Below are 19,772 nucleotides of genomic sequence, written 5' to 3' on the forward strand. Positions count from 1 at the left end.
CCGTTCCCGGGCCGCCGCGGTCTCAGTCCCGCGGCGCGGTCCCGCTGCCCCCGCCGGGCCGGTTCTGCTCCGCGACCGGCACCGTCTTCCCGTCCGTGCCGACGACCTTCCGCCCGTCCAGCGGATCGTGCAGCGTCACCGGCAGCGTGAAGAACTTCGCCAGCTCGATGCAGACCGTGCCCTTCTTCTGGGCGCCGGTGACCCGCACCGTCACCGTGCTCCCCGACTCCTCGGCCGACGCCGTGTACTTCGCGCACACCCCGCCGGTGAAGTGCAGGGTCAGCTTCTTCCCCGAGGCGTCCACGCGGTAGCCCTCCACCCGCATGTCACGGATCTCCGTGCCCGGCTCGCCCGGTGCGGACGTGCTCGGCCGCGGACTGGGCGCCGACGGCTTTGGCGACGCCGTCGAACTCCCGGGCGCCACAAGGAACTCGGGTGCCACCGCCGGGTGCGTCACCGTGAACGCCTTGTCGGCCCCGGCCGGCTTCACCTCGAACAGCCACGACGGTACGAGCGCCTGCTCGCCCCCGGTGTAGTACGCGGCGAGCCCGAACGTGGCGCCGGTGACCGCGACGGTCGACGATGCGGGCGGCCGCGGCGACGACGCAGTGCACCCGGAACCGTCCGCCACCGCGGGCGAACCGCCGTCCAGCGGCGCCGCGCTCGCGCACGCGTCGGACGAGGGCACCCGCCCGCCGGCCTCCGCGCTGTTCATCCGGTCCAGCGTCCGCCGCGCGCCGATCGTCGGATACGTGTCGCCCTTGACCGGCGCCTTCAACGGCCCGCTGGCGCCCGTCACGTGACCGTCGGGGCCGACCTGGATCCCGGTCGACCAGCCGTACGTCGGCAGCCCGCCGATCCTCGGATCGGCGTTCACCACGCGCGTGGCACCCATGAGCTGACTCGCGTCGATCTTCGCGTCGTCCTGCCCGAGGGCCTTCAGGACCGGCGCTGCGGCCTTCTTCGCTGCGGCCTCGCTCACCGCGTCCTGCTCGCTGCCGCTGCCCACCGGGTCCGCGCACTTGGTGTCGCTCGGACACTTCTGGCCGCTCGCCGAGGGCGCGTACCGTGCGTACGTCCAGGTGCCCGGCGCCTTCTCGTTCACCTGCAGCGAGGGGCCCGATCCGTCCGGCGTCGGGCCGAGCCGCCAGGTGCCGCCCTGGAGCCGCGGTGTGCCGCTCACATCGAGGGCCTTGCCCAGGGCCGTGACCTCGTCGGCCGTGACCGTGCCCTGCGCCCGGAAGACCGGTGCCGCGTCCGGCCCGTCGGGCAGCGAGCCCTTGGCCTCGTACCGCGAACCGTTCGGGTCGGGCTCGCCCGGTGCGATCCCGTTCGTCGCGCCCGGGGTGCCGCCCTCGCCGTAGCCGTCCAGAGCGAGCGGCGGGGGAGTGCCGCCACCGCCGGGCTCCGCCGGGGACTTCTCCCCGGACGCGCTCGTCGCCAGATAGGCGCCGCCACCGCCGGCGAGGAGGACAGCCGCAAGGGCCGAGGCGACCGCCAGCGTGCGCCGCCGCCGGTGCCGATCCTGCGTCTGCTCTTCGGTGCTCACCGCATCGCTCCTTCGCCTGCCGCGTCGTATCCCGCATCCCCTTTATGGGGGAGAGCCCAAGGGGACAGCGATGGGACGCGGCAGGGGAGCGCACGGTTCCCTCCTGGGCGCCGTCAGTCCTCGAAACCGGCCAGGGAGTCGATGAGACGCGCGGCGGAGGCGGGCACCACGACCCCGTGGATCCCGGCCGCCCCGACCTGCACGACCGGCCGCTCCACCTCCCAGGGCGAGCGCGGCAGCACCCAGTGGGGAACCATCCGGGCACAGTCGCCGCGCAGCGCCGCGAGCCCGTCCTGCGTCATGAAGGACACGTCGTAGGTCATGTCCGCACCGTATGCAGGGAACGCCCGGCGAAAAAAGCCCTACTATCAGGTAGTTTCCGCACTTCAGGGTGGGCGCGTCGACCGGGTAGCGTGAACTGTCAATCCCCTCCCCGCAGGAAGCGTGACCTCGTCGTGCGTATCGCAGTCACCGGCTCCATCGCCACCGACCACCTGATGACCTTTCCCGGCCGCTTCGCCGACCAGTTCGTCGCCGACCAGCTGCACACGGTCTCCCTCTCCTTCCTCGTCGACAACCTCGACGTCCGCCGGGGCGGCGTCGGCGCCAACATCGCCTTCGGCATGGGCCAGCTCGGCACGGGCCCGATCCTGGTCGGTTCGGCCGGCTTCGACTTCGACGAGTACCGCGCCTGGCTCGACCGCCACGGTGTGGACACCGCCTCGGTCCGTATCTCGGAGACGCTGCACACCGCCCGCTTCGTCTGCACGACGGACGCCGACCACAACCAGATCGGCTCCTTCTACACGGGCGCGATGAGCGAGGCCCGCCTGATCGAGCTGAAGACCGTCGCCGACCGCGTGGGCGGCCTCGACCTGGTGCTCATCGGCGCGGACGACCCGGAGGGCATGCTCCGCCACACCGAGGAGTGCCGCACCCGCTCCATCCCGTTCGCCGCCGACTTCTCGCAGCAGATCGCGCGCATGGACGGCGACGAGATCCGCACCCTCCTGGAGGGCGCCACGTACCTCTTCTCGAACGAGTACGAGAAGGGCCTCATCGAGACCAAGACCGGCTGGACCGACGCCGAGATCCTCGCCAAGGTCGGCCACCGCGTCACCACGCTCGGCTCGCGCGGCGTGCGCATCGAGCGCGTCGGCGACGACCCGATCGAGGTCGGCTGCCCGGAGGAGAACGCGAAGGTCGACCCGACCGGCGTCGGCGACGCCTTCCGCGCCGGTTTCCTCTCCGGGCTCTCCTGGGGCGTCTCCCTGGAGCGCGCCGCCCAGGTCGGCTGCATGCTCGCCACCCTGGTCATCGAGACCCTCGGCACCCAGGAGTACGAGCTGCGCCGCGCGCCGTTCATGGACCGCTTCCGCAAGGCCTACGGCCACGAGGCCGCGGCCGAGGTGGAGTCCTACCTGGGCTGAGTACGGCCCCGCCAGGGGCGCGGGGCCGTATCGATGTGCGGCTTTGCCGCGTGGGCGCGACCGGCCACGACGAAAGCCGCGATCGCACAGTCCCTCGCGTCCCTGGGTCGTGTCCGTACAGTCCCTCGCGTCCCTGGGTCGTGTCCGTACAGTCCCTCGCGTCCCTGGGCCGGGTCCGTACAGTCCCTCGCGTCCCTGGGCCGGGTCCGTACAGTCCCTCGCGTCCCTGGGCCGGGTCCGTACAGTCCTTCGCGCCCCGCGACGCCTGGCACGCCCTCACGCCGCGCCGGGCGTAAGGCCCAGTACGTCCGGGCCATCGGCACAGCCTTGCACCCGGCACGCCCCCAGCCTTCGGCCGGGGAGCCCCCCTGAGAGCACGCACCGAACGCCGCGTGGCCGGTCGCGCGGTTCCCCGCGCCCCTAAACAGCTCGCCGCACCTCGTAGGCGACGGCCCCGTCCGCGCCCGGCACCGCCCCCACGTACTCGTGCCCCTGCGTGAAACACCACGCGGGGATGTCCACGGCGGCGACCTCGTCATCGGCGACCACCGTCACCGTCCCCCCGGCCCGGACCCGCCCGATCGCCCGCGCCAGCTCGATCACCGGCTGCGGGCACGTCATCCCCAGGGCGTCCACGGTGACGGCATCGGCGTCTCCGGGGCCCGGCACCCCCGTCACGCCCAGCTTCTCGCGCACCTCGGCGACGACCCCGGGCAGCACCTCAAGGAACCGCTCCACCTCCGCCTCGGGCACCCCGAGCGGCAGCGACACGCGGACGTTTCCCTCGCTCACCACGCCCATGGCCCGCAGCACATGGCTGGGCGTCAGCGTGCTGCTCGTGCAGGACGAACCAGATGAAACGGAAAAACCCTCGCGGTCGAGGCCGTGCAGCACGCTCTCCCCGTCGACGTACAGGCAGGAGAACGTGACGAGATGGGGCAGCCGCCGCACGGCGTCGCCCACCACCTCCACGTCCGGCACGAACCGTGGCACCCGCACCCGGATCCGCTCCGTCAGCTCCCGCAGCCGCGCCGCCTCCGCGTCGGCCTCGGCCCGCACCGCCCGCAGCGAGGCGGCCGCGGCGACGATGCCCGGGATGTTCTCGAACCCGGCCGCGCGCCCCGACTCCCGCTCGTCGGCGGGCCCTTGGGGCGCGAACCGTACGCCCTTGCGCACGACGAGCAGCCCGACCCCGGCGGGCCCGCCCCACTTGTGGGCGCTGCCCGCCAGCAGCGACCAGTCACCAGCCACAGGCCCCCACGTCAGCGACTGCGCGGCGTCCACGAACAGCGGCACCCCGGCCGCCCGGCAGACCTCGGCGACCTCCTCGACCGGCTGCACGGTGCCCACCTCGTGATTGGCGGACTGCAGGCAGGCGAGGGCGGTGTCGTCGCGCAGCGCGTCCCGGAACGCGTCCACGCGGACCGCGCCCTCCCGCCCCACGCCGACCTCGCTCACCGCACCGCCGGCGCCCTCGTGGGACGCCGCCGAATGGAGCACGGCCGAGTGCTCCACCGCCGATACCACCAGATGCCGTCCGACACGCCGACGTGCGGCAAGTGCGCCGGCGACCCCGGAGTGCACGGCGGCCGTGCCGGACGAGGTGAACACCAGCTCGTCGGCCCGGCATCCCACGGCCTCGGCGGCCGCCTCCCGGGCCGCGTCAAGCAGCATCCGCGCCCGTCGCCCTTCCCGGTACAACCGAGAGGGATCGGCCCACCCTTCGTCGAGGGAGGCCTGAAGGGCCTGCCGGGCAACGGGATGCAGGGGAGCGGACGAGGCCACATCGAAGTACGACACGCAGCGAGGCTAAAGCGCCGGGCAGGTGCGGCACCGCCAGGGGCGCCCTCGGCCCCGCCGGAACCCGCACCCGCCAACCGGACAAATCCCCCCACCCCGGTGGGCGACCCAACCCCCCGTCAGAAACCCCAGGACGCAGGCAGATCCCCTCTTCGGAGTGACCCGCGGCGCGTTAGGCACCCTCCCCGCGCGACCCCAAATAGCGTCCAGTAGGGTTTGGTCCGCATAAACATCCAAACCCCTGCCCGTGTGCCAGGGCGGCGAGCGACCAGCGAGATGGCGGCCGTAGCCAACCAAAGAGCGCGGGCGAGACTCTCGGGAAGGCGCTACGTGAGTCCCAACGGCTCCGACCGCTCGTCGCGGCGCCCGATGCGGCGGAAGCTGCCGCAGGTGCTGACTGCGGGCCTGATCCTGGTAACCGCTACCGGTTGCACATACAAGGACTTCCCCCGTCTTGGTATGCCCACTCCGGTGACGGAGGAAGGTCCTCGGATCCTCTCCCTCTGGCAGGGCTCGTGGGCGGCAGCGCTCGCCACGGGCGTGCTGGTGTGGGGTCTGATCCTGTGGAGCATCATCTTCCACCGGCGCAGCCGCACCAAGATCGAGGTTCCGACCCAGACCCGGTACAACATGCCTCTTGAGGCGCTGTACACGGTGGTTCCGCTCATCGTGGTCTCGGTCCTCTTCTACTTCACCGCGCGTGACGAGTCGAAGCTCCTCAAGCTCGACGACAAGCCCGCGCACACCATCAACGTGGTCGGCTACCAGTGGAGCTGGGGCTTCAACTACGTCGAGAACGTGCCGGGTGTGAGTGGCGACGCGAAGACCTCCAAGGAGCTCTCGGGTATCCCCGAGCGCTTCAAGAAGGACTTCCCGGCCAACGCCGGCGGTGTCTACGAGGTCGGTACCCCCGGCGAGCGGAACCCGCAGACCAACAACCCCGGTCCGACCCTCTGGCTCCCCAAGGGCGAGAAGGTCCGCTTCGTTCTGACTTCGCGTGACGTCATCCACTCCTTCTGGGTGGTGCCGTTCCTCATGAAGCAGGACGTCATCCCGGGCCACACCAATGCCTTCGAGGTGACCCCCAACAAGGAGGGCACCTTCCTCGGAAAGTGCGCCGAGCTCTGCGGCGTCGACCACTCGCGCATGCTGTTCAACGTGAAGGTCGTCTCTCCGGAGAAGTACGAGCAGCACCTCAAGGACCTCGCCAAGAAGGGGCAGACCGGTTACGTCCCGTCCGGCATCGCGCAGACGGACCACGAGGCGAACCGGGAGACGAAGACAACGTGAGCATCCTCAACGAACCCCAGGGTGCCGCCGCAGCTGACGACTCCTACGAGAACGAGCTGCCGGTGCGGCCCAAGCGCCCCGGCGCCACCGTGATCAAGTGGCTCACCACCACGGACCACAAGACCATCGGTACGCTCTACCTGGTCACGTCGTTCGCGTTCTTCTGCGTCGGCGGTCTGATGGCGCTCTTCATGCGCGCCGAACTGGCCCGTCCCGGCACGCAGATCATGTCGAACGAGCAGTTCAACCAGGCGTTCACGATGCACGGCACGATCATGCTGCTGATGTTCGCGACGCCGCTGTTCGCGGGCTTCACGAACTGGATCATGCCGCTCCAGATCGGCGCCCCCGACGTCGCGTTCCCGCGACTGAACATGTTCGCCTACTGGCTGTACCTGTTCGGCTCGCTGATCGCGGTGGGTGGCTTCCTCACCCCGCAGGGCGCGGCCGACTTCGGCTGGTTCGCCTACAGCCCGCTGTCGGACGCCGTCCGCTCGCCGGGCATCGGCGCCGACATGTGGATCATGGGTCTGGCCTTCTCCGGCTTCGGCACGATCCTCGGTGCGGTCAACTTCATCACCACGATCATCTGCATGCGCGCTCCCGGCATGACGATGTTCCGTATGCCGATCTTCGTGTGGAACGTCCTGCTGACCGCGGTGCTGGTCCTGCTGGCCTTCCCGGTCCTCGCGGCCGCGCTGTTCGCCCTGGAGGCGGACCGCAAGTTCGGTGCCCATGTGTTCGATGCCGCAAATGGCGGCGCGCTCCTATGGCAACACCTCTTCTGGTTCTTCGGGCACCCAGAGGTGTACATCATCGCGCTGCCATTCTTCGGAATCATTTCCGAGATCATTCCGGTGTTCTCGAGGAAGCCGATGTTCGGCTACTCGGGCCTCATCGGCGCGACGATCGCCATCGCCGGTCTCTCCGTGACCGTGTGGGCGCACCACATGTACGTCACCGGTGGCGTACTGCTCCCGTTCTTCTCCTTCATGACGTTCCTCATCGCCGTACCGACCGGCGTGAAGTTCTTCAACTGGATCGGAACGATGTGGAAGGGCTCGCTGTCCTTCGAGACACCGATGCTCTGGACGATCGGCTTCCTGATCACCTTCACCTTCGGTGGTCTGACCGGTGTCATCCTGGCGGCCCCGCCGCTGGACTTCCACGTCTCGGACTCGTACTTCGTGGTGGCGCACTTCCACTACGTGGTCTTCGGTACGGTCGTCTTCGCGATGTTCGCCGGCTTCCACTTCTGGTGGCCGAAGTTCACCGGCAAGATGCTCGACGAGCGCCTCGGCAAGATCACGTTCTGGACGCTGTTCTGCGGCTTCCACGGCACGTTCCTGGTGCAGCACTGGCTGGGCGTCGAGGGCATGCCGCGTCGTTACGCGGACTACCTCGCGGCCGACGGTTTCACCGCGCTGAACACGATCTCGACGATCTCCTCCTTCCTGCTCGGTCTGTCGATCCTGCCGTTCTTCTACAACGTCTGGAAGACCGCCAAGTACGGCAAGAAGATCGAGGTCGACGACCCGTGGGGCTACGGCCGTTCGCTCGAGTGGGCGACCTCCTGCCCGCCGCCGCGCCACAACTTCCTCACCCTGCCGCGCATCCGCTCGGAATCGCCGGCGTTCGATCTGCATCACCCTGAGATCGCGGCCCTGGACCAGCTGGAGAACTCCAGCCACGGCTCCAAGGCGCTCGCTGGCGGCAAGGAGGCCGGCAAGTGAAGGTCCAAGGCAAGATGTTCATCTGGCTGAGCCTCTTCGTCCTGATCATGGCCGGTGTCTACGGCGTGTGGTCGAAGGAGCCGGCCGGTACGACGGCGCTCTTCCTGGCGTTCGGCCTGTGCATCATGATCGGCTACTACCTGGCCTTCACGGCCCGGCGTGTCGACACCGGTGCGCAGGACAACAAGGAGGCCGACGTCGCGGACGACGCCGGTGAGGTGGGCTTCTTCAGCCCGCACTCCTGGCAGCCGCTCTCCCTCGCCGTCGGTGGCGCGCTCACCTTCCTGGGCGTCGTCTTCGGCTGGTGGCTGATCTACTTCTCGGCGCCGATCATCGCGTTCGGCCTGTGGGGCTGGGTCTTCGAGTACTACCGCGGTGAGAACCAGACCCAGTAGGTCCTGAACTTCCGCACGGCAAGGGCCCGGACACTCCTGAGGGAGCGTCCGGGCCCTTCCGCATGCCCGCGGCGGCTGCGCGGGGATCCCCGTATGCCCCGTGCGGCCCACTCACCGCGCCGGACCTGATGAACCTTCATACGGTTCTCTTCATGAACCACTCACCGCGCACCCGTACGGTTCTGGGCTGCACCCTCCTGGTGTCGGCCCTCGGTGCGGGCCTCACGGCCTGCGGCAGCTCCTCGCACCCGCTCTCCGCCAAGCCGTACGACGCGGCGGGCCAGATCTCCTTCAGCGGGCCCGTGGGAGCCAAGAAGGCGGATCCGGACAAGCCGCTGGAAGTCACCTCACAGGGCGACGAGGCGCGCATCACCGACGTGACCGCCACGGACGCCGTGGGCCGCTACGTCGCGGGCGAACTCACCGCGGACGGACGCAGATGGCACTCCACCGCTCCGCTGGCCGCAGAGGCCCAGTACACGGTCCGCGTCAGTACCGAGGACGAGGACGGGGCGCCCGGCCTGAAGGTCCTCACCTTCGAGACCGGCAACCCGAGCAAGGAGAAGGCCCTCAAGGTCACCTTCGGGCCCGAGGGCGGCAAGTACGGCGTGGGCCAGCCCGTGGTCGCCACGCTCAACAAGGCCGTCAAGGACAAGAAGGCCCGCGCCATCGTCGAGCGCGCCCTGAAGGTCGACTCCAAGCCCGCGGCGGCGGAGGGTTCCTGGTACTGGGTGGACAGCAAGGAACTCCACTACCGGCCCAAGGAGTACTGGCCCGCCAACGCCACCATCACGGCCCACAGCAACCTGGAGGGCCTCAAGGTCACGGACCGGCTGTGGGGCGGCAGCTCCAAGCCGCTGACCATCACCACCGGCAACAAGATGGTGGCCGTCACCGACGCCGGCTCGCACTGGATGACGGTCTACCGCAACGGGCAGGAGATCAACTCCATCCCGATCACCACCGGCAAGCCCGGCTTCGAGACCCGCAACGGCACCAAGGTGGTCCTCGGCCAGGAGTACTACGTCCGGATGCGCGGCACCAGCATCGGCATCTCCGAGGGCTCCTCGGACTCGTACAACCTGCCGGTCTACTACGCGACCCGCGTCACCTGGAGCGGTGAGTACGTGCACGCCGCCCCCTGGTCCACCGGCTCCCAGGGCTACGAGAACGTCAGCCACGGCTGCACCGGCATGAGCACCGGCAACGCCGAGTGGTTCTTCGACACCTTCCGCAAGGGCGACATCGTCAAGGTCGTCAACAGCTACGGCGAGGACATGGACCCGTTCGGCAACGGGTTCGGCGACTGGAACCTCGGCTGGAAGGAATGGCGCAAGGGCAGCGCGCTGACGGCCACCGAGACGGCCGATCCGGCGCAGCAGGCCCGGCTCAGCCCGGAGCTCTGAGCCCGCCGGGCACGATCCGGGTGTGAGACTTCCGACTCCCGTACGCCGATGGCGTACGGGAGTCGGCGCGTGTCAGGCCCCGACGGCGAGCCGGGAACGCAGCAGGGAGGCCAGTGCGTCCGCGAATTCGACCGGTTCGACCGGAAGCGTCACCGCGGCGTCCGCGCGGCTCCACGTGGCCAGCCAGGCGTCCTGCGGGCGGCCGATGAGGAGCAGCACCGGCGGGCAGCGGAAGATCTCGTCCTTGATCTGCCGGCACACCCCCATGCCCCCGGCCGGAACGGCCTCGCCGTCCAGGACGCAGACGTCGATCCCGCCCCGGTCCAGCTCCTTGAGGACCGCCGGGAGCGTCGCGCACTCGACGAACTGGACCTCGGGGGCGTCGGATGCGGGCCTGCGTCCGGTCGCGAGCCGGACCTGCTCGCGGGTGTTCGCGTCATCGCTGTAGACCAGAACCGTCGCGGTCGACTGCATCGTTCCTCCGAGACCTCGTTGTCATGGGGCGTCTGTAGCGGGCGTCGTTGGCGCGGAGCCTACTCCTCCCGACACCCCGTCAACACCGGTTCGCGCACGGCGCGGACGGGCCTCGGGCAGGGCTCGGCTGGGCCATATGGGCTGGACACACCCCCCAGACACTCCGAACGGCACCCCCCGGAGTGAGGGCGAGATAAGCGACCGACATAATGTCGGTCGTGGCGACAGCAACGACAGTAGAAACCGGGCACGCGCACCCGTCGGTCAATCGACCGAACCTCACCAGCGTCGGAACCATCATCTGGCTGAGTTCCGAGCTGATGTTCTTCGCGGCCCTCTTCGCGATGTACTTCACCCTGCGATCGGTGACCGGACCGGATCACTGGAAGGAAATGGCGTCGAGCCTGAACCTTCCGTTCTCCGCGACGAACACCACGATCCTGGTGCTCTCCTCCCTGACCTGTCAGCTCGGCGTCTTCGCCGCCGAGCGCGGGGACGTGAAGAAGCTCCGGATGTGGTTCATCGTCACCTTCATCATGGGTGCGATCTTCATCGGCGGTCAGGTCTTCGAGTACACCGAGCTGGTCAAGAAGGACGGGCTTTCGCTCTCGTCCGACCCGTACGGCTCGGTCTTCTACCTGACCACCGGCTTCCACGGCATGCACGTGACAGGTGGCCTCATCGCCTTCCTGTTCGTCCTCGGCAGGACGTACGCGGCCCGGAAGTTCACCCACGAGCAGGCGACCGCGGCCATCGTCGTGTCCTACTACTGGCACTTCGTCGATGTCGTATGGATCGGCCTCTTCGCCACGATCTACCTGATCAAGTAGTTCGCAGATCGCAGCATCGGGCGAAGCACCCGACACATTCCCGCAGCACCGACGCAGAAGATCCTGACACCGGGGTAATCCGTGAAAAAGCTCTCCGCACGACGACGCCATCCGCTGGCGGCGGTCGTCGTCCTACTCCTCGCGCTGGCGGCCACCGGGGGGCTGTACGCCGCGTTCGCACCCGCGAGCAAGGCGCAGGCCGATGAAACCGCCCAGTCCCTCGCCATCGACGAGGGCAAGAAGCTCTATTCCGTCGGCTGCGCCAGCTGCCACGGAACCGGCGGTCAGGGCACCACTGACGGTCCTAGCCTGGTCGGCGTCGGCTCCGCCGCCGTCGACTTCCAGGTCGGCACCGGCCGTATGCCGGCCCAGCAGCCGGGCGCTCAGATCCCGCGCAAGAAGGTCATCTACTCGCAGGCCGAGATCGACCAGCTCGCCGCGTACATCGCCTCCCTCGGCGCCGGTCCGGTCGCGCCGACCAAGGAGGACTACGACCCGAGCGGCGCCGACGTCGCGAAGGGTGGCGAACTCTTCCGCACCAACTGCGCCCAGTGCCACAACTTCACCGGTGAAGGTGGCGCGCTGACGCACGGCAAGTTCGCGCCGAGCCTCGCGGACGTCGACCCGAAGCACATCTACGAGGCCATGCAGACCGGCCCGCAGAACATGCCGTCGTTCCCGGACACGACGATGACCAAGCAGAACAAGAAGGACATCATCGCGTACCTCGACGCGGTCAACGGCGACAAGACCGAGAGTCCCGGTGGTCTCAAGCTGGGCGGGCTCGGCCCGGTCAGTGAGGGTCTGTTCGCCTGGATCTTCGGTCTCGGCGGTCTGATCGCCGTCGCCATCTGGGTTGCCGCTCGGACCGCAAAGGCCAAGAAGTCATGACTAGCCAAGACATTCCAGAAGAGAACCTGCCCGCCACGGAGCAGGACGCCGAGCACGGTTCGGTAGCGGTGAAGGACAACCCCTTCGCCGACCCGGGGCTGCCCCCGCACGAGCACCGGATCCAGGACATCGACGAGCGGGCCGCCCGGCGGTCCGAGCGCGTCGTGGCCATGCTGTTCACGATCTCGATGCTGGCCACCATCGGCTTCATCGCGTCGTACGTCACCCTCGACGTCGACAAGAGCATCTACGTCTTCCCGATCGGGCACATCAGCGCGCTGAACTTCGCGCTGGGCCTGACGCTGGGCGTGGCCCTGTTCTGCATCGGCGCGGGCGCGGTCCACTGGGCCCGCACCCTGATGTCCGACGAAGAGGTCATCCAGGAGCGCCACCCGATCGAGGCGGAGCCCGAGGTCAAGGCGAAGGTCCTGCAGGACTTCGCCGACGGTGCCCGCGAGTCGCAGTTCGGCCGTCGCAAGCTGATCCGCAACACGATGTTCGGTGCGCTCGCCCTGGTGCCCCTCTCCGGTGTCGTCCTGCTGCGCGACCTCGGGCCGCTGCCCGAGAAGAAGCTGCGCACGACGGCCTGGAAGAAGGGCCTCAAGCTCGTCAACATGAACACGAACCTGCCGCTGCGTCCCTCGGACATCGCGGTCGGTTCGCTCACCTTCGCCAAGCCCGAGGGCGTGGAGGAGCACGACGAGGACTTCCAGAACGTCATGGCCAAGGCGGCCCTGATGATCGTCCGTATCCAGCCGGACAACATCAAGGACAAGCAGGAGCTCGAGTGGTCGCACGAGGGTGTGGTCGCGTACTCGAAGATCTGCACCCACGTCGGTTGCCCGATCTCCCTGTACGAGCAGCAGACGCACCACGTGCTGTGCCCCTGCCACCAGTCCACCTTTGACCTCTCCGACGGTGCCCGGGTCATCTTCGGCCCCGCCGGCCACGCGCTGCCGCAGCTGCGCATCGGTGTCGACGAGGAGGGCTACCTCCAGGCCCTCGGCGACTTCGAAGAGCCCGTCGGTCCTGCCTTCTGGGAGCGCGGATGAGTACTGCAACCACGAACACAGAGTCATTTGGTGCTGACGCACCGGGGCCTTCGCGCGAGAAGGCCCCGGCCGGCGAGCGCGTCGCCGACTGGGCGGACGGACGCCTCGGGATCTACTCCCTGGCCAAGTCCAACATGCGCAAGATCTTTCCGGACCACTGGTCCTTCATGCTCGGCGAGATCTGCATGTACAGCTTCATCATCATCATCCTCACGGGTGTGTACCTGACGCTGTTCTTCCACCCCTCGATGAACGAGGTGGTGTACGACGGAAGCTACGTCCCGCTCAAGGGCCAGCTGATGTCGGAGGCGTTCAACTCGACCATGCACATCTCCTTCGATGTGCGCGGTGGCCTGCTGATCCGTCAGATCCACCACTGGGCCGCGCTGATCTTCCTCGCCGGCATGTTCGTGCACATGATGCGCGTGTTCTTCACGGGCGCGTTCCGCAAGCCGCGTGAGATCAACTGGCTGTTCGGCTTCCTGCTGTTCGTCCTGGGCATGTTCACCGGTTTCACCGGTTACTCGCTCCCGGACGACCTGCTCTCCGGCACCGGTGTCCGCTTCACCGAGGGCGCGATCCTGTCCACGCCGATCGTCGGCACGTACATCTCGTTCTTCCTCTTCGGCGGCGAGTTCCCGGGCGGCGACTTCGTCGCGCGGTTCTACTCGATCCACATCCTGCTGCTGCCGGGCATCATGCTCGGCCTGATGGTGGCGCACCTGATCCTGGTCTTCTACCACAAGCACACGCAGTTCGCGGGTGCCGGAAAGACCGAGAAGAACGTCGTCGGCATGCCGCTGCTCCCGGTCTACATGGCCAAGGCGGGTGGCTTCTTCTTCCTGGTCTTCGGTGTCATCGCGGTCATCGCGGCGATCGCCTCGATCAACCCGATCTGGGCCATCGGCCCGTACCGCCCGGACCAGGTGTCCACCGGCGCCCAGCCCGACTGGTACATGGGCTTCGCCGAAGGCCTGATCCGTGTGATGCCGGGCTGGGAGATCAACCTGTGGGGTCACACGCTCGTCCTGGGTGTGTTCATCCCGCTGGTCGTCTTCGGACTCGTCCTCGGCGCGATGGCGGTCTACCCGTTCATCGAGTCCTGGGTCACCGGTGACAAGCGCGAGCACCACATCCTGGACCGTCCGCGCAACGCCCCGGTCCGCACCGGTCTGGGCGTCGCCTGGATCACGATGTACATGGTCACGCTCGTCGGTGGTGGTAACGACCTCTGGGCCACGCACTTCCACCTGTCGCTGAACGCGATCTCCTGGTTCGTCCGGATCTTCTTCTTCGTGGGACCGGTCATCGCCTTCATCGTCACCAAGCGGATCTGCCTCGGCCTGCAGCGTCGCGACAAGGACAAGGTGCTGCACGGACGCGAGTCCGGCATCATCAAGCGCCTGCCGCACGGTGAGTTCATCGAGGTCCACGAGCCGCTCGGCTCCGAGGCCCTGCACACGCTCACGGCGCACCACCAGTACGAGCCCGTCGAGATCGGCCCCGAGGTCGACGAGAACGGTGTGGAGCGCAAGGTGTCGCGTTCGCAGAAGCTGCGCGCCAAGCTCTCGAAGGGCTACTACGGGGAGAACAACCAGATCCCCAAGCCCACCGCCGAGGAGTACAAGGAGATCACCAGCGGCCACGGCCACCACTGATCTCTGATCTGACAGTCATCGCTGTACTGCCACGGCAGGAGCCCTCGTCCAGGCACTGGACGGGGGCTCTTTGCCGTCCCAGGACCTCGGTAAGGTGGGACTGCTTTTCTTCATCCTCTTTCCCATGTGAACAACAGGAGCGGCCATGAGCGCTTTGACCCCCGCTGGAGGCAACACCGCGGCGGGCCGTTCCTGGCCCACCGTGCTGAACGGTCTGCTGGAGGGCCACGACCAGAGCGCCGACGACACCGCGTGGGCGATGGACCGCATCATGAGCGGTGAGGCCACCGACGCTCAGATCGCCGCCTTCGTGGTCGCGCTGCGCGCCAAGGGCGAGACGGTCCAGGAGATCACCGGCCTGGTCCGCGGCATGTACGAGCACGCCAACACCATCGAGGTGCCGGGCGAGGCCGTCGACATCGTGGGCACCGGCGGCGACGGCGCGAAGACCGTCAACATCTCCACCATGTCCGCCATCGTGATCGCGGGCGCCGGAGCCAAGGTCGTCAAGCACGGCAACCGGGCCGCCTCCTCGGCCTCGGGCTCCTCGGACGTCCTGGAGAAGCTGGGCGTCAATCTGGACCTGGCCCCGGCCCGTGTCCCCCAGGTCGCCGAGGAAGCGGGCATCACGTTCTGCTTCGCGATCAAGTTCCACCCGGCGCTGCGGTACGCGGGCGCGGCCCGCGGCCAGATCGGCATCCGGACCGTGTTCAACCTGCTCGGCCCGCTGACCAATCCGGCCCGCGTCAAGGCGCAGGCGGTCGGTGTCGCCGACCCGCGGATGGCGCCCGTCGTGGCCGGCGTCTTCGCCGAGCGCGGCAACTCCTCGCTGGTCTTCCGCGGCGACGACGGGCTCGACGAGCTGACCGTCACCGGGACGTCCCGGGTCTGGGTGGTGCGCGACGGCGCCGTGCGCGAGGAGGTCTTCGACCCGCGTGACGTCGGCATCACCCCGGTGCCGATCGAGGCGCTGCGCGGCGGCGACCCGTCGTTCAACGCGGAGGTGGCCAGGCGGCTGCTCGACGGGGAGCGCGGGCCGGTCCGTGACGCCGTCCTGCTGAACTCCGCCGCCGCGCTCGTCGCCGTACGCCCCGGCAGCGGCACGCTCGTCGAGCAGATCGCGGCCGGCATGGAGCGGGCCGCCGAGTCGATCGACTCCGGCGCCGCGAAGGGCACCCTGGAACGCTGGGTCGTCGCCTCCAACCGCTGAGCACGACGCAGGGCGCAGTCCGACTTCTCTGTCTCAAGAGTTGGACTGCGCCCTTGCCGTATCCCGGACGTGTGGCAGGATGCTGTCCAAGGTCATGAGTGACAGCGCTGTGTTCATCCACTGCAGAAGGCCCCAGCCCGCTGTCCGGCAACCCTCCGTCCGTGGCGGGGTGCCCTGGGTGAAGACCAGGCCGTACGCAGCAAGGCGCACGGCAAGCGCGGACCCCTCGCAACCCTGGGGTCCTGGTCCTCAAGGGAGCAGTCTCGTGAGCAAGCGAATGCGATAGGGCGTTTCGGCCCCGCCTCTGCGTACCGTTTTCCTTTTCTTTCCATGCCGTCGAGCCCTGTTCCGTAGCGCTCAGACGTGGCTCCGGCATGGTCAATTCGCTTGACTCGCCAGGGAGTTCACCATGTCTGTTTCCGCCGACGCCGCCTGCACCGCCGCCTCCGCCGACATCGCCGCCCCGCTCGCCGTGCTCGGCCGGGACGTCACCGTGCCGCTCGTCACCGGCGGCGAAGTGACGTACGCGGCCCTCGACTACGCGGCCAGCGCCCCGGCCCTGCAGCGGGTGTGGGACGACGTCGCCGCGTACGCCCCGTACTACGGCAGCGTGCACCGCGGCGCCGGGTACCTCTCGCAGCTCTCCACCGACCTCTTCGAGAACTCCCGCAGGACGGTCGCCGAGTTCCTCGACTGCCGCGAGGGCGACCAGGTCGTCTTCACGCGGTCCACCACCGACTCGCTCAACCTGCTCGCCGCCGTGCTCCCCGCCGACTGCGAGGTCTTCGTCTTCGAGACCGAGCACCACGCCTCGCTGCTGCCGTGGCGCGACGCGCAGGTGACGTACCTGAACGCGCCGCGCACCCCCGGCGAGGCCGTCGCCACCCTGGAGCGGGCCCTCGCCGACCGCGCCGCCCAGGCGACCGACACAGCGCCCGCCCTCGTCTGTGTCACCGGTGCCTCCAACGTCACCGGTGAGCTCTGGCCGGTGCGCGAGCTCGCGGCGGCCGCTCACGCGCACGGTGCCCGCATCGTGCTCGACGCCGCCCAGCTGGCGCCCCATCACCCGGTCTCCGTGCAGGACCTCGACGTCGACTGGGTCGCCTTCTCCGGCCACAAGCTGTACGCCCCCTTCGGGTCCGGCGTGCTCGCCGGCCGCGCCGACTGGCTGACCGAGGCCGAGCCGTACCTCGCCGGCGGCGGCGCCTCCCGCAAGGTCGCCCGCCGCACGGACGGCGGCGTGGACGTCGAGTGGCACACCACGCCCGCCCGCCACGAGGCCGGCTCCCCGAACGTGATCGGCGTCTACTCCATCGCCTCCGCCTGCAAGGCGCTCACCGAAGCCGGGTTCGAGAGCCTCGTCGAGCGCGAGCAGTACCTGATCGGCAAGGTGCGGGACGGGCTCGCCGCCGTGCCCGAGGTGAAGGTCCTCTCGCTGTTCGGCGACGACGCCCCGCGCGTCGGCGTCATCTCCTTCGTCGTCGAGGGCTGGAACTCCTCGCACTTCGCCGCCGCCCTGTCCGCCGAGTACGGCATCGGGGTCCGCGACGGCCTGTTCTGCGCCCACCCGCTGGTGCGCACGCTGCTCGGCTCGGACCCGCAGACGCAGGGCGAGTGCGGGGCGCCGGAGGCCGCGCCCGGCGAGAAGTCGCTGAACGCGATCCGGGTCAGCTTCGGGGCCGGTACGCCGGACGAGCACGTGGAGCGGTTCGTGTCCGCCGTGACCGAGCTGGTGCGGGACGGCGCGCGCTGGAACTACCGCACCGAGGACGGGCGTTGCGTGCCCGACACCACGACCGCCTGATCCCCGCACGGCAGTACGTCGTACGATCCTTCCCTCTGCGGATACACGCTGATGGGGGACGACGTGGACGTGCTGCGGGAGTCGGATCCGCGCCGGATCGGGCCGTACGAGGTGGTCGGCAGGCTCGGGTCCGGCGGCATGGGCGAGGTCTTCGTCGCCCGGACCGAGGCGGGCCTGCGCCTGGCCGTGAAGGTGGTGCGGGCCGAGCACGCCGAGGACCGGACCTTCCGGGCGCGCTTCCGCCAGGAGGTGCAGGCCGCCCAGTCGGTGGGCGGCACGGGCACGTACACGGCCCGGGTCGTCGACGCCGACACCGAGAGCGAACGCCCCTGGATGGCGACGGAGTTCGTCGACGGGCCCAATCTGCGCGACGCCGTCCTCGACCACGGGCCGCTGCCCGAGACGACGGTGCTCACCCTCGCGGCGGCGCTGGCCGAGGCGCTCGCCGCCATCCACGCCAAGGGCATGGTCCACCGGGACCTGAAGCCGTCCAACATCCTGCTCGCCCCCGACGGCCCCCGGGTCATCGACTTCGGGATCGTACGGGCCCTGGAGGCGACGGCCCTGACCCGGACCGGCACCATCGTCGGCTCGGTCGGCTATGTCTCGCCGGAACAGATCCGCAACGGCGCGGAGGTGGCCGCGCCGAGCGACGTCTTCTCGCTGGGCGCCGTCCTCGCGTACGCCTCGACCGGGCGCGCGCCCTTCGGGGAGGGGCAGGACTCGGTGGTCCTGCTGCGCATCCTCACCCGGGACTTCGATCTGAGCGCGGTGCCCGCACGGGTGCGGCCGCTCGTCGAGGCCTGTCTGAGCGCGGAGCCCGCCGAGCGGCCGACGCCCGCCGACGTCCTCGCGGCCACCGGGCACACCGACCGCACCCTGCGCGAGCGGACCCGGCCCGGCTGGCTGGCGCCCGAGGAGCCGCAGGGCCCCGAGGCCGAGCCGCAGCGCTGGCTGCCGGAGAGCGGCGCCCAGGAGCGCGAGAGCCGTGTCGAGTACGTGGCGCCGCAGACGGTGACCAACACCCCCGCCCCGCAGGAGCCGCCCTCCCGGCGCCGGTTCCTCGCCCTCGCCGCGGGAGGCGGCGCCGCCGTGGTGGGCGCGGGCGTCGGCGGCTGGCTGTGGCTGCGCGAACCGGGCGGGGAGCGGGACACGCGGGGCGCGGGCGGCGGCGGAACCGGGCAGGGGTCCTCGTCCACGGCACGTACGGCGGGCTGGCCGGTCAAGGTCAGGGGGCTCGGCGGACAGCGCGGCCCGTGCGCCGCCTTCTCGCGCGACGGGTCGCAGGTGTACGTCGGCGGTTCCGACGGCGCGCTGCGCGCCCTGGACGTCCACGGCGCCACGCTCTGGCGGACCGGGCTCGGCGCCCCGGTGATGTCCCCGCTCGTCACGGCCGGCGGCGTGTACTGCCTGCTGTACGACAACGGGGAGGGCGCCACCCAGTTGTGCGCCCTCGACCCGGCGGGCAAGGTGCTCTGGCGCCGGAAGGCCGCGGGCAACAGTCAGTTCCCGGTCGCCGCGGGGAAGCTGGTCCTGGTGTCCTACGGGGCCTCGGCGGACACCGGCGGGGTGCGCGCCCACACCGCCGACGGCGGCGTCGCCTGGGACACCCCGACCGGGCCCGCGCCCACCAGCGAGCCGGTGGTCGCGGGCGGCACGGTGTACGTCGGCACGTTCGGGGACCGGGTGCTCGCGCTGGACGCGACGACCGGCAAGAAGCTGTGGGCGGCGCCCGCGGGCATCGACACCGGACGGCCCACGCTGGTGGGGGACACCCTCGTCGTCGGGTCGGGCGGCCCGCAGATGCTGCACGGCATCGGCCGGGGCGGGAAGGTCCTGTGGGACCAGCAGGCCGACGACGTCCTGGGCGGTGGCCGCTACACCACCACGGTGGCGTTCGGCGGCCTCGCCGTCGGCTCCACCGACAACGCGCTCGTCGCGTTCGACCCCGCCGACGGCTCGACGGCCTGGCGGCTCCCCATCGGCGACACCAGCGGCTCGGGCGACAGCATCAGCCAGTACAGCGATCCCGTGGTCGCGGGCGGCACCCTCTACGTGCGGCAGGGTGCCGAGGTCTTCGCGGTGAACGCCAAGGGCGCGAAGGCCGCCAAGGCCGTGAAGACATGGAGCAGCAAGCTGAGCGGCGGGGCGCCGCCGCAGGGCGGGACGCACAGCCCGGTCGTCAGGGACGGCCGGGTCTACGTGACGGACGGCTACGGCGTCACGGCCGTCCGTCTCCCGCGCTGAGCT

General features: G+C 69.6%; 16 protein-coding genes and 1 riboswitch. Of the genes, 12 read left to right on the top strand and 4 right to left on the bottom strand.

Features of this window, described 5'->3' with window-relative positions; translation table 11 throughout:
* Positions 1–22: 22 nt before the first annotated feature.
* Both J3486_RS19050 and J3486_RS19055 read right to left on the bottom strand, forming a co-directional pair.
* Complete coding sequence (locus tag J3486_RS19050) at positions 23–1,549, bottom strand: hypothetical protein (protein ID WP_207821611.1); 1,527 nt, start codon at positions 1,547–1,549, stop codon at positions 23–25.
* Positions 1,550–1,662: 113 nt separating this feature from the next.
* Positions 1,663–1,872, bottom strand: a complete 210-nt coding sequence (locus J3486_RS19055; RefSeq protein WP_207821613.1) for a hypothetical protein — start codon at positions 1,870–1,872, stop codon at positions 1,663–1,665.
* 132 nt (positions 1,873–2,004) lie between these two features.
* On the opposite strand from J3486_RS19055, the gene J3486_RS19060 reads away from it, so the two are divergent.
* Complete coding sequence (locus J3486_RS19060) at positions 2,005–2,979, top strand: carbohydrate kinase family protein (RefSeq protein WP_207821615.1); 975 nt, start codon at positions 2,005–2,007, stop codon at positions 2,977–2,979.
* Between the two features lie 420 nt (positions 2,980–3,399).
* Here the strand turns inward: J3486_RS19060 and J3486_RS19065 are convergent, their stop codons facing one another.
* Positions 3,400–4,779 carry an aminotransferase class V-fold PLP-dependent enzyme gene (locus J3486_RS19065; protein WP_207821616.1) on the bottom strand — a complete coding sequence of 460 codons (1,380 nt, stop codon included), beginning with the start codon at positions 4,777–4,779 and terminating at the stop codon, positions 3,400–3,402.
* Between the two features lie 330 nt (positions 4,780–5,109).
* Between J3486_RS19065 and coxB the strand changes: the two genes are divergently transcribed.
* From coxB to J3486_RS19085, 4 genes are all read left to right on the top strand, one after another.
* Entirely contained in the window at positions 5,110–6,069 is a 960-nt protein-coding gene (gene coxB / locus J3486_RS19070; RefSeq protein WP_207821618.1) for a cytochrome c oxidase subunit II, read from the top strand.
* Entirely contained in the window at positions 6,066–7,802 is a 1,737-nt protein-coding gene (ctaD, locus tag J3486_RS19075) for a cytochrome c oxidase subunit I (protein ID WP_207821620.1), read from the top strand. The genes coxB and ctaD overlap by 4 nt, the downstream gene beginning before the upstream one ends.
* Positions 7,799–8,197: a cytochrome c oxidase subunit 4 gene (locus tag J3486_RS19080; protein WP_207821622.1), complete on the top strand. Its 399-nt coding sequence runs from the start codon at positions 7,799–7,801 to the stop codon at positions 8,195–8,197. The genes ctaD and J3486_RS19080 overlap by 4 nt, the downstream gene beginning before the upstream one ends.
* Positions 8,198–8,349: 152 nt before the next feature.
* Complete coding sequence (locus tag J3486_RS19085; protein WP_207821624.1) at positions 8,350–9,603, top strand: Ig-like domain-containing protein; 1,254 nt, start codon at positions 8,350–8,352, stop codon at positions 9,601–9,603.
* 72 nt (positions 9,604–9,675) lie between these two features.
* Here J3486_RS19085 and J3486_RS19090 read toward each other — a convergent pair whose 3' ends face one another.
* Positions 9,676–10,077, bottom strand: a complete 402-nt coding sequence (locus J3486_RS19090; RefSeq protein ID WP_207821625.1) for a hypothetical protein — start codon at positions 10,075–10,077, stop codon at positions 9,676–9,678.
* 209 nt (positions 10,078–10,286) lie between these two features.
* Here J3486_RS19090 and J3486_RS19095 point away from each other — a divergent pair, with 209 nt between their 5' ends.
* The 7 genes from J3486_RS19095 (at position 10,287) to J3486_RS19125 (ending at position 19,769) form a co-directional block, all read left to right on the top strand.
* Positions 10,287–10,907 carry a heme-copper oxidase subunit III gene (locus J3486_RS19095; RefSeq protein ID WP_026246331.1) on the top strand — a complete coding sequence of 207 codons (621 nt, stop codon included), beginning with the start codon at positions 10,287–10,289 and terminating at the stop codon, positions 10,905–10,907.
* Positions 10,908–10,988: 81 nt separating this feature from the next.
* Positions 10,989–11,798 (top strand): c-type cytochrome, encoded by an 810-nt coding sequence (locus J3486_RS19100; RefSeq protein ID WP_207821627.1) that lies wholly within the window; start codon positions 10,989–10,991, stop codon positions 11,796–11,798.
* Positions 11,795–12,850, top strand: a complete 1,056-nt coding sequence (locus tag J3486_RS19105) for a ubiquinol-cytochrome c reductase iron-sulfur subunit (RefSeq protein WP_207821629.1) — start codon at positions 11,795–11,797, stop codon at positions 12,848–12,850. Before J3486_RS19100 ends, J3486_RS19105 begins: the two co-directional genes overlap by 4 nt.
* Entirely contained in the window at positions 12,847–14,508 is a 1,662-nt protein-coding gene (locus J3486_RS19110; protein WP_207821631.1) for a cytochrome bc complex cytochrome b subunit, read from the top strand. Before J3486_RS19105 ends, J3486_RS19110 begins: the two co-directional genes overlap by 4 nt.
* A 145-nt stretch (positions 14,509–14,653) precedes the next feature.
* Positions 14,654–15,718: an anthranilate phosphoribosyltransferase gene (trpD, locus tag J3486_RS19115; protein WP_207821633.1), complete on the top strand. Its 1,065-nt coding sequence runs from the start codon at positions 14,654–14,656 to the stop codon at positions 15,716–15,718.
* Between the two features lie 90 nt (positions 15,719–15,808).
* Positions 15,809–15,942, top strand: a riboswitch (SAM riboswitch).
* Positions 15,943–16,127: 185 nt separating this feature from the next.
* Positions 16,128–17,522: an aminotransferase class V-fold PLP-dependent enzyme gene (locus tag J3486_RS19120; protein WP_207821635.1), complete on the top strand. Its 1,395-nt coding sequence runs from the start codon at positions 16,128–16,130 to the stop codon at positions 17,520–17,522.
* Between the two features lie 51 nt (positions 17,523–17,573).
* Positions 17,574–19,769 carry a PQQ-binding-like beta-propeller repeat protein gene (locus J3486_RS19125; protein WP_229378216.1) on the top strand — a complete coding sequence of 732 codons (2,196 nt, stop codon included), beginning with the start codon at positions 17,574–17,576 and terminating at the stop codon, positions 19,767–19,769.
* Positions 19,770–19,772 lie beyond the last annotated feature (3 nt).

It is taken from the genome of Streptomyces sp. VRA16 Mangrove soil (genome assembly GCF_017377775.1).
Taxonomy (GTDB): domain Bacteria; phylum Actinomycetota; class Actinomycetes; order Streptomycetales; family Streptomycetaceae; genus Streptomyces.

Bases quoted from the DNA above. Each gene is read 5' to 3' on its own strand.
- J3486_RS19055 (WP_207821613.1), bottom strand. From the start codon at position 1,872: ATGACCTACGACGTGTCCTTCATGACGCAGGACGGGCTCGCGGCGCTG.
- J3486_RS19085 (WP_207821624.1), top strand. From the start codon at position 8,350: ATGAACCACTCACCGCGCACCCGTACGGTTCTGGGCTGCACCCTCCTG.
- J3486_RS19090 (WP_207821625.1), bottom strand. From the start codon at position 10,077: ATGCAGTCGACCGCGACGGTTCTGGTCTACAGCGATGACGCGAACACC.
- J3486_RS19095 (WP_026246331.1), top strand. From the start codon at position 10,287: ATGTCGGTCGTGGCGACAGCAACGACAGTAGAAACCGGGCACGCGCAC.
- J3486_RS19105 (WP_207821629.1), top strand. From the start codon at position 11,795: ATGACTAGCCAAGACATTCCAGAAGAGAACCTGCCCGCCACGGAGCAG.
- J3486_RS19110 (WP_207821631.1), top strand. From the start codon at position 12,847: ATGAGTACTGCAACCACGAACACAGAGTCATTTGGTGCTGACGCACCG.
- trpD (WP_207821633.1), top strand. From the start codon at position 14,654: ATGAGCGCTTTGACCCCCGCTGGAGGCAACACCGCGGCGGGCCGTTCC.
- J3486_RS19120 (WP_207821635.1), top strand. From the start codon at position 16,128: ATGTCTGTTTCCGCCGACGCCGCCTGCACCGCCGCCTCCGCCGACATC.
- J3486_RS19125 (WP_229378216.1), top strand. From the start codon at position 17,574: ATGGGGGACGACGTGGACGTGCTGCGGGAGTCGGATCCGCGCCGGATC.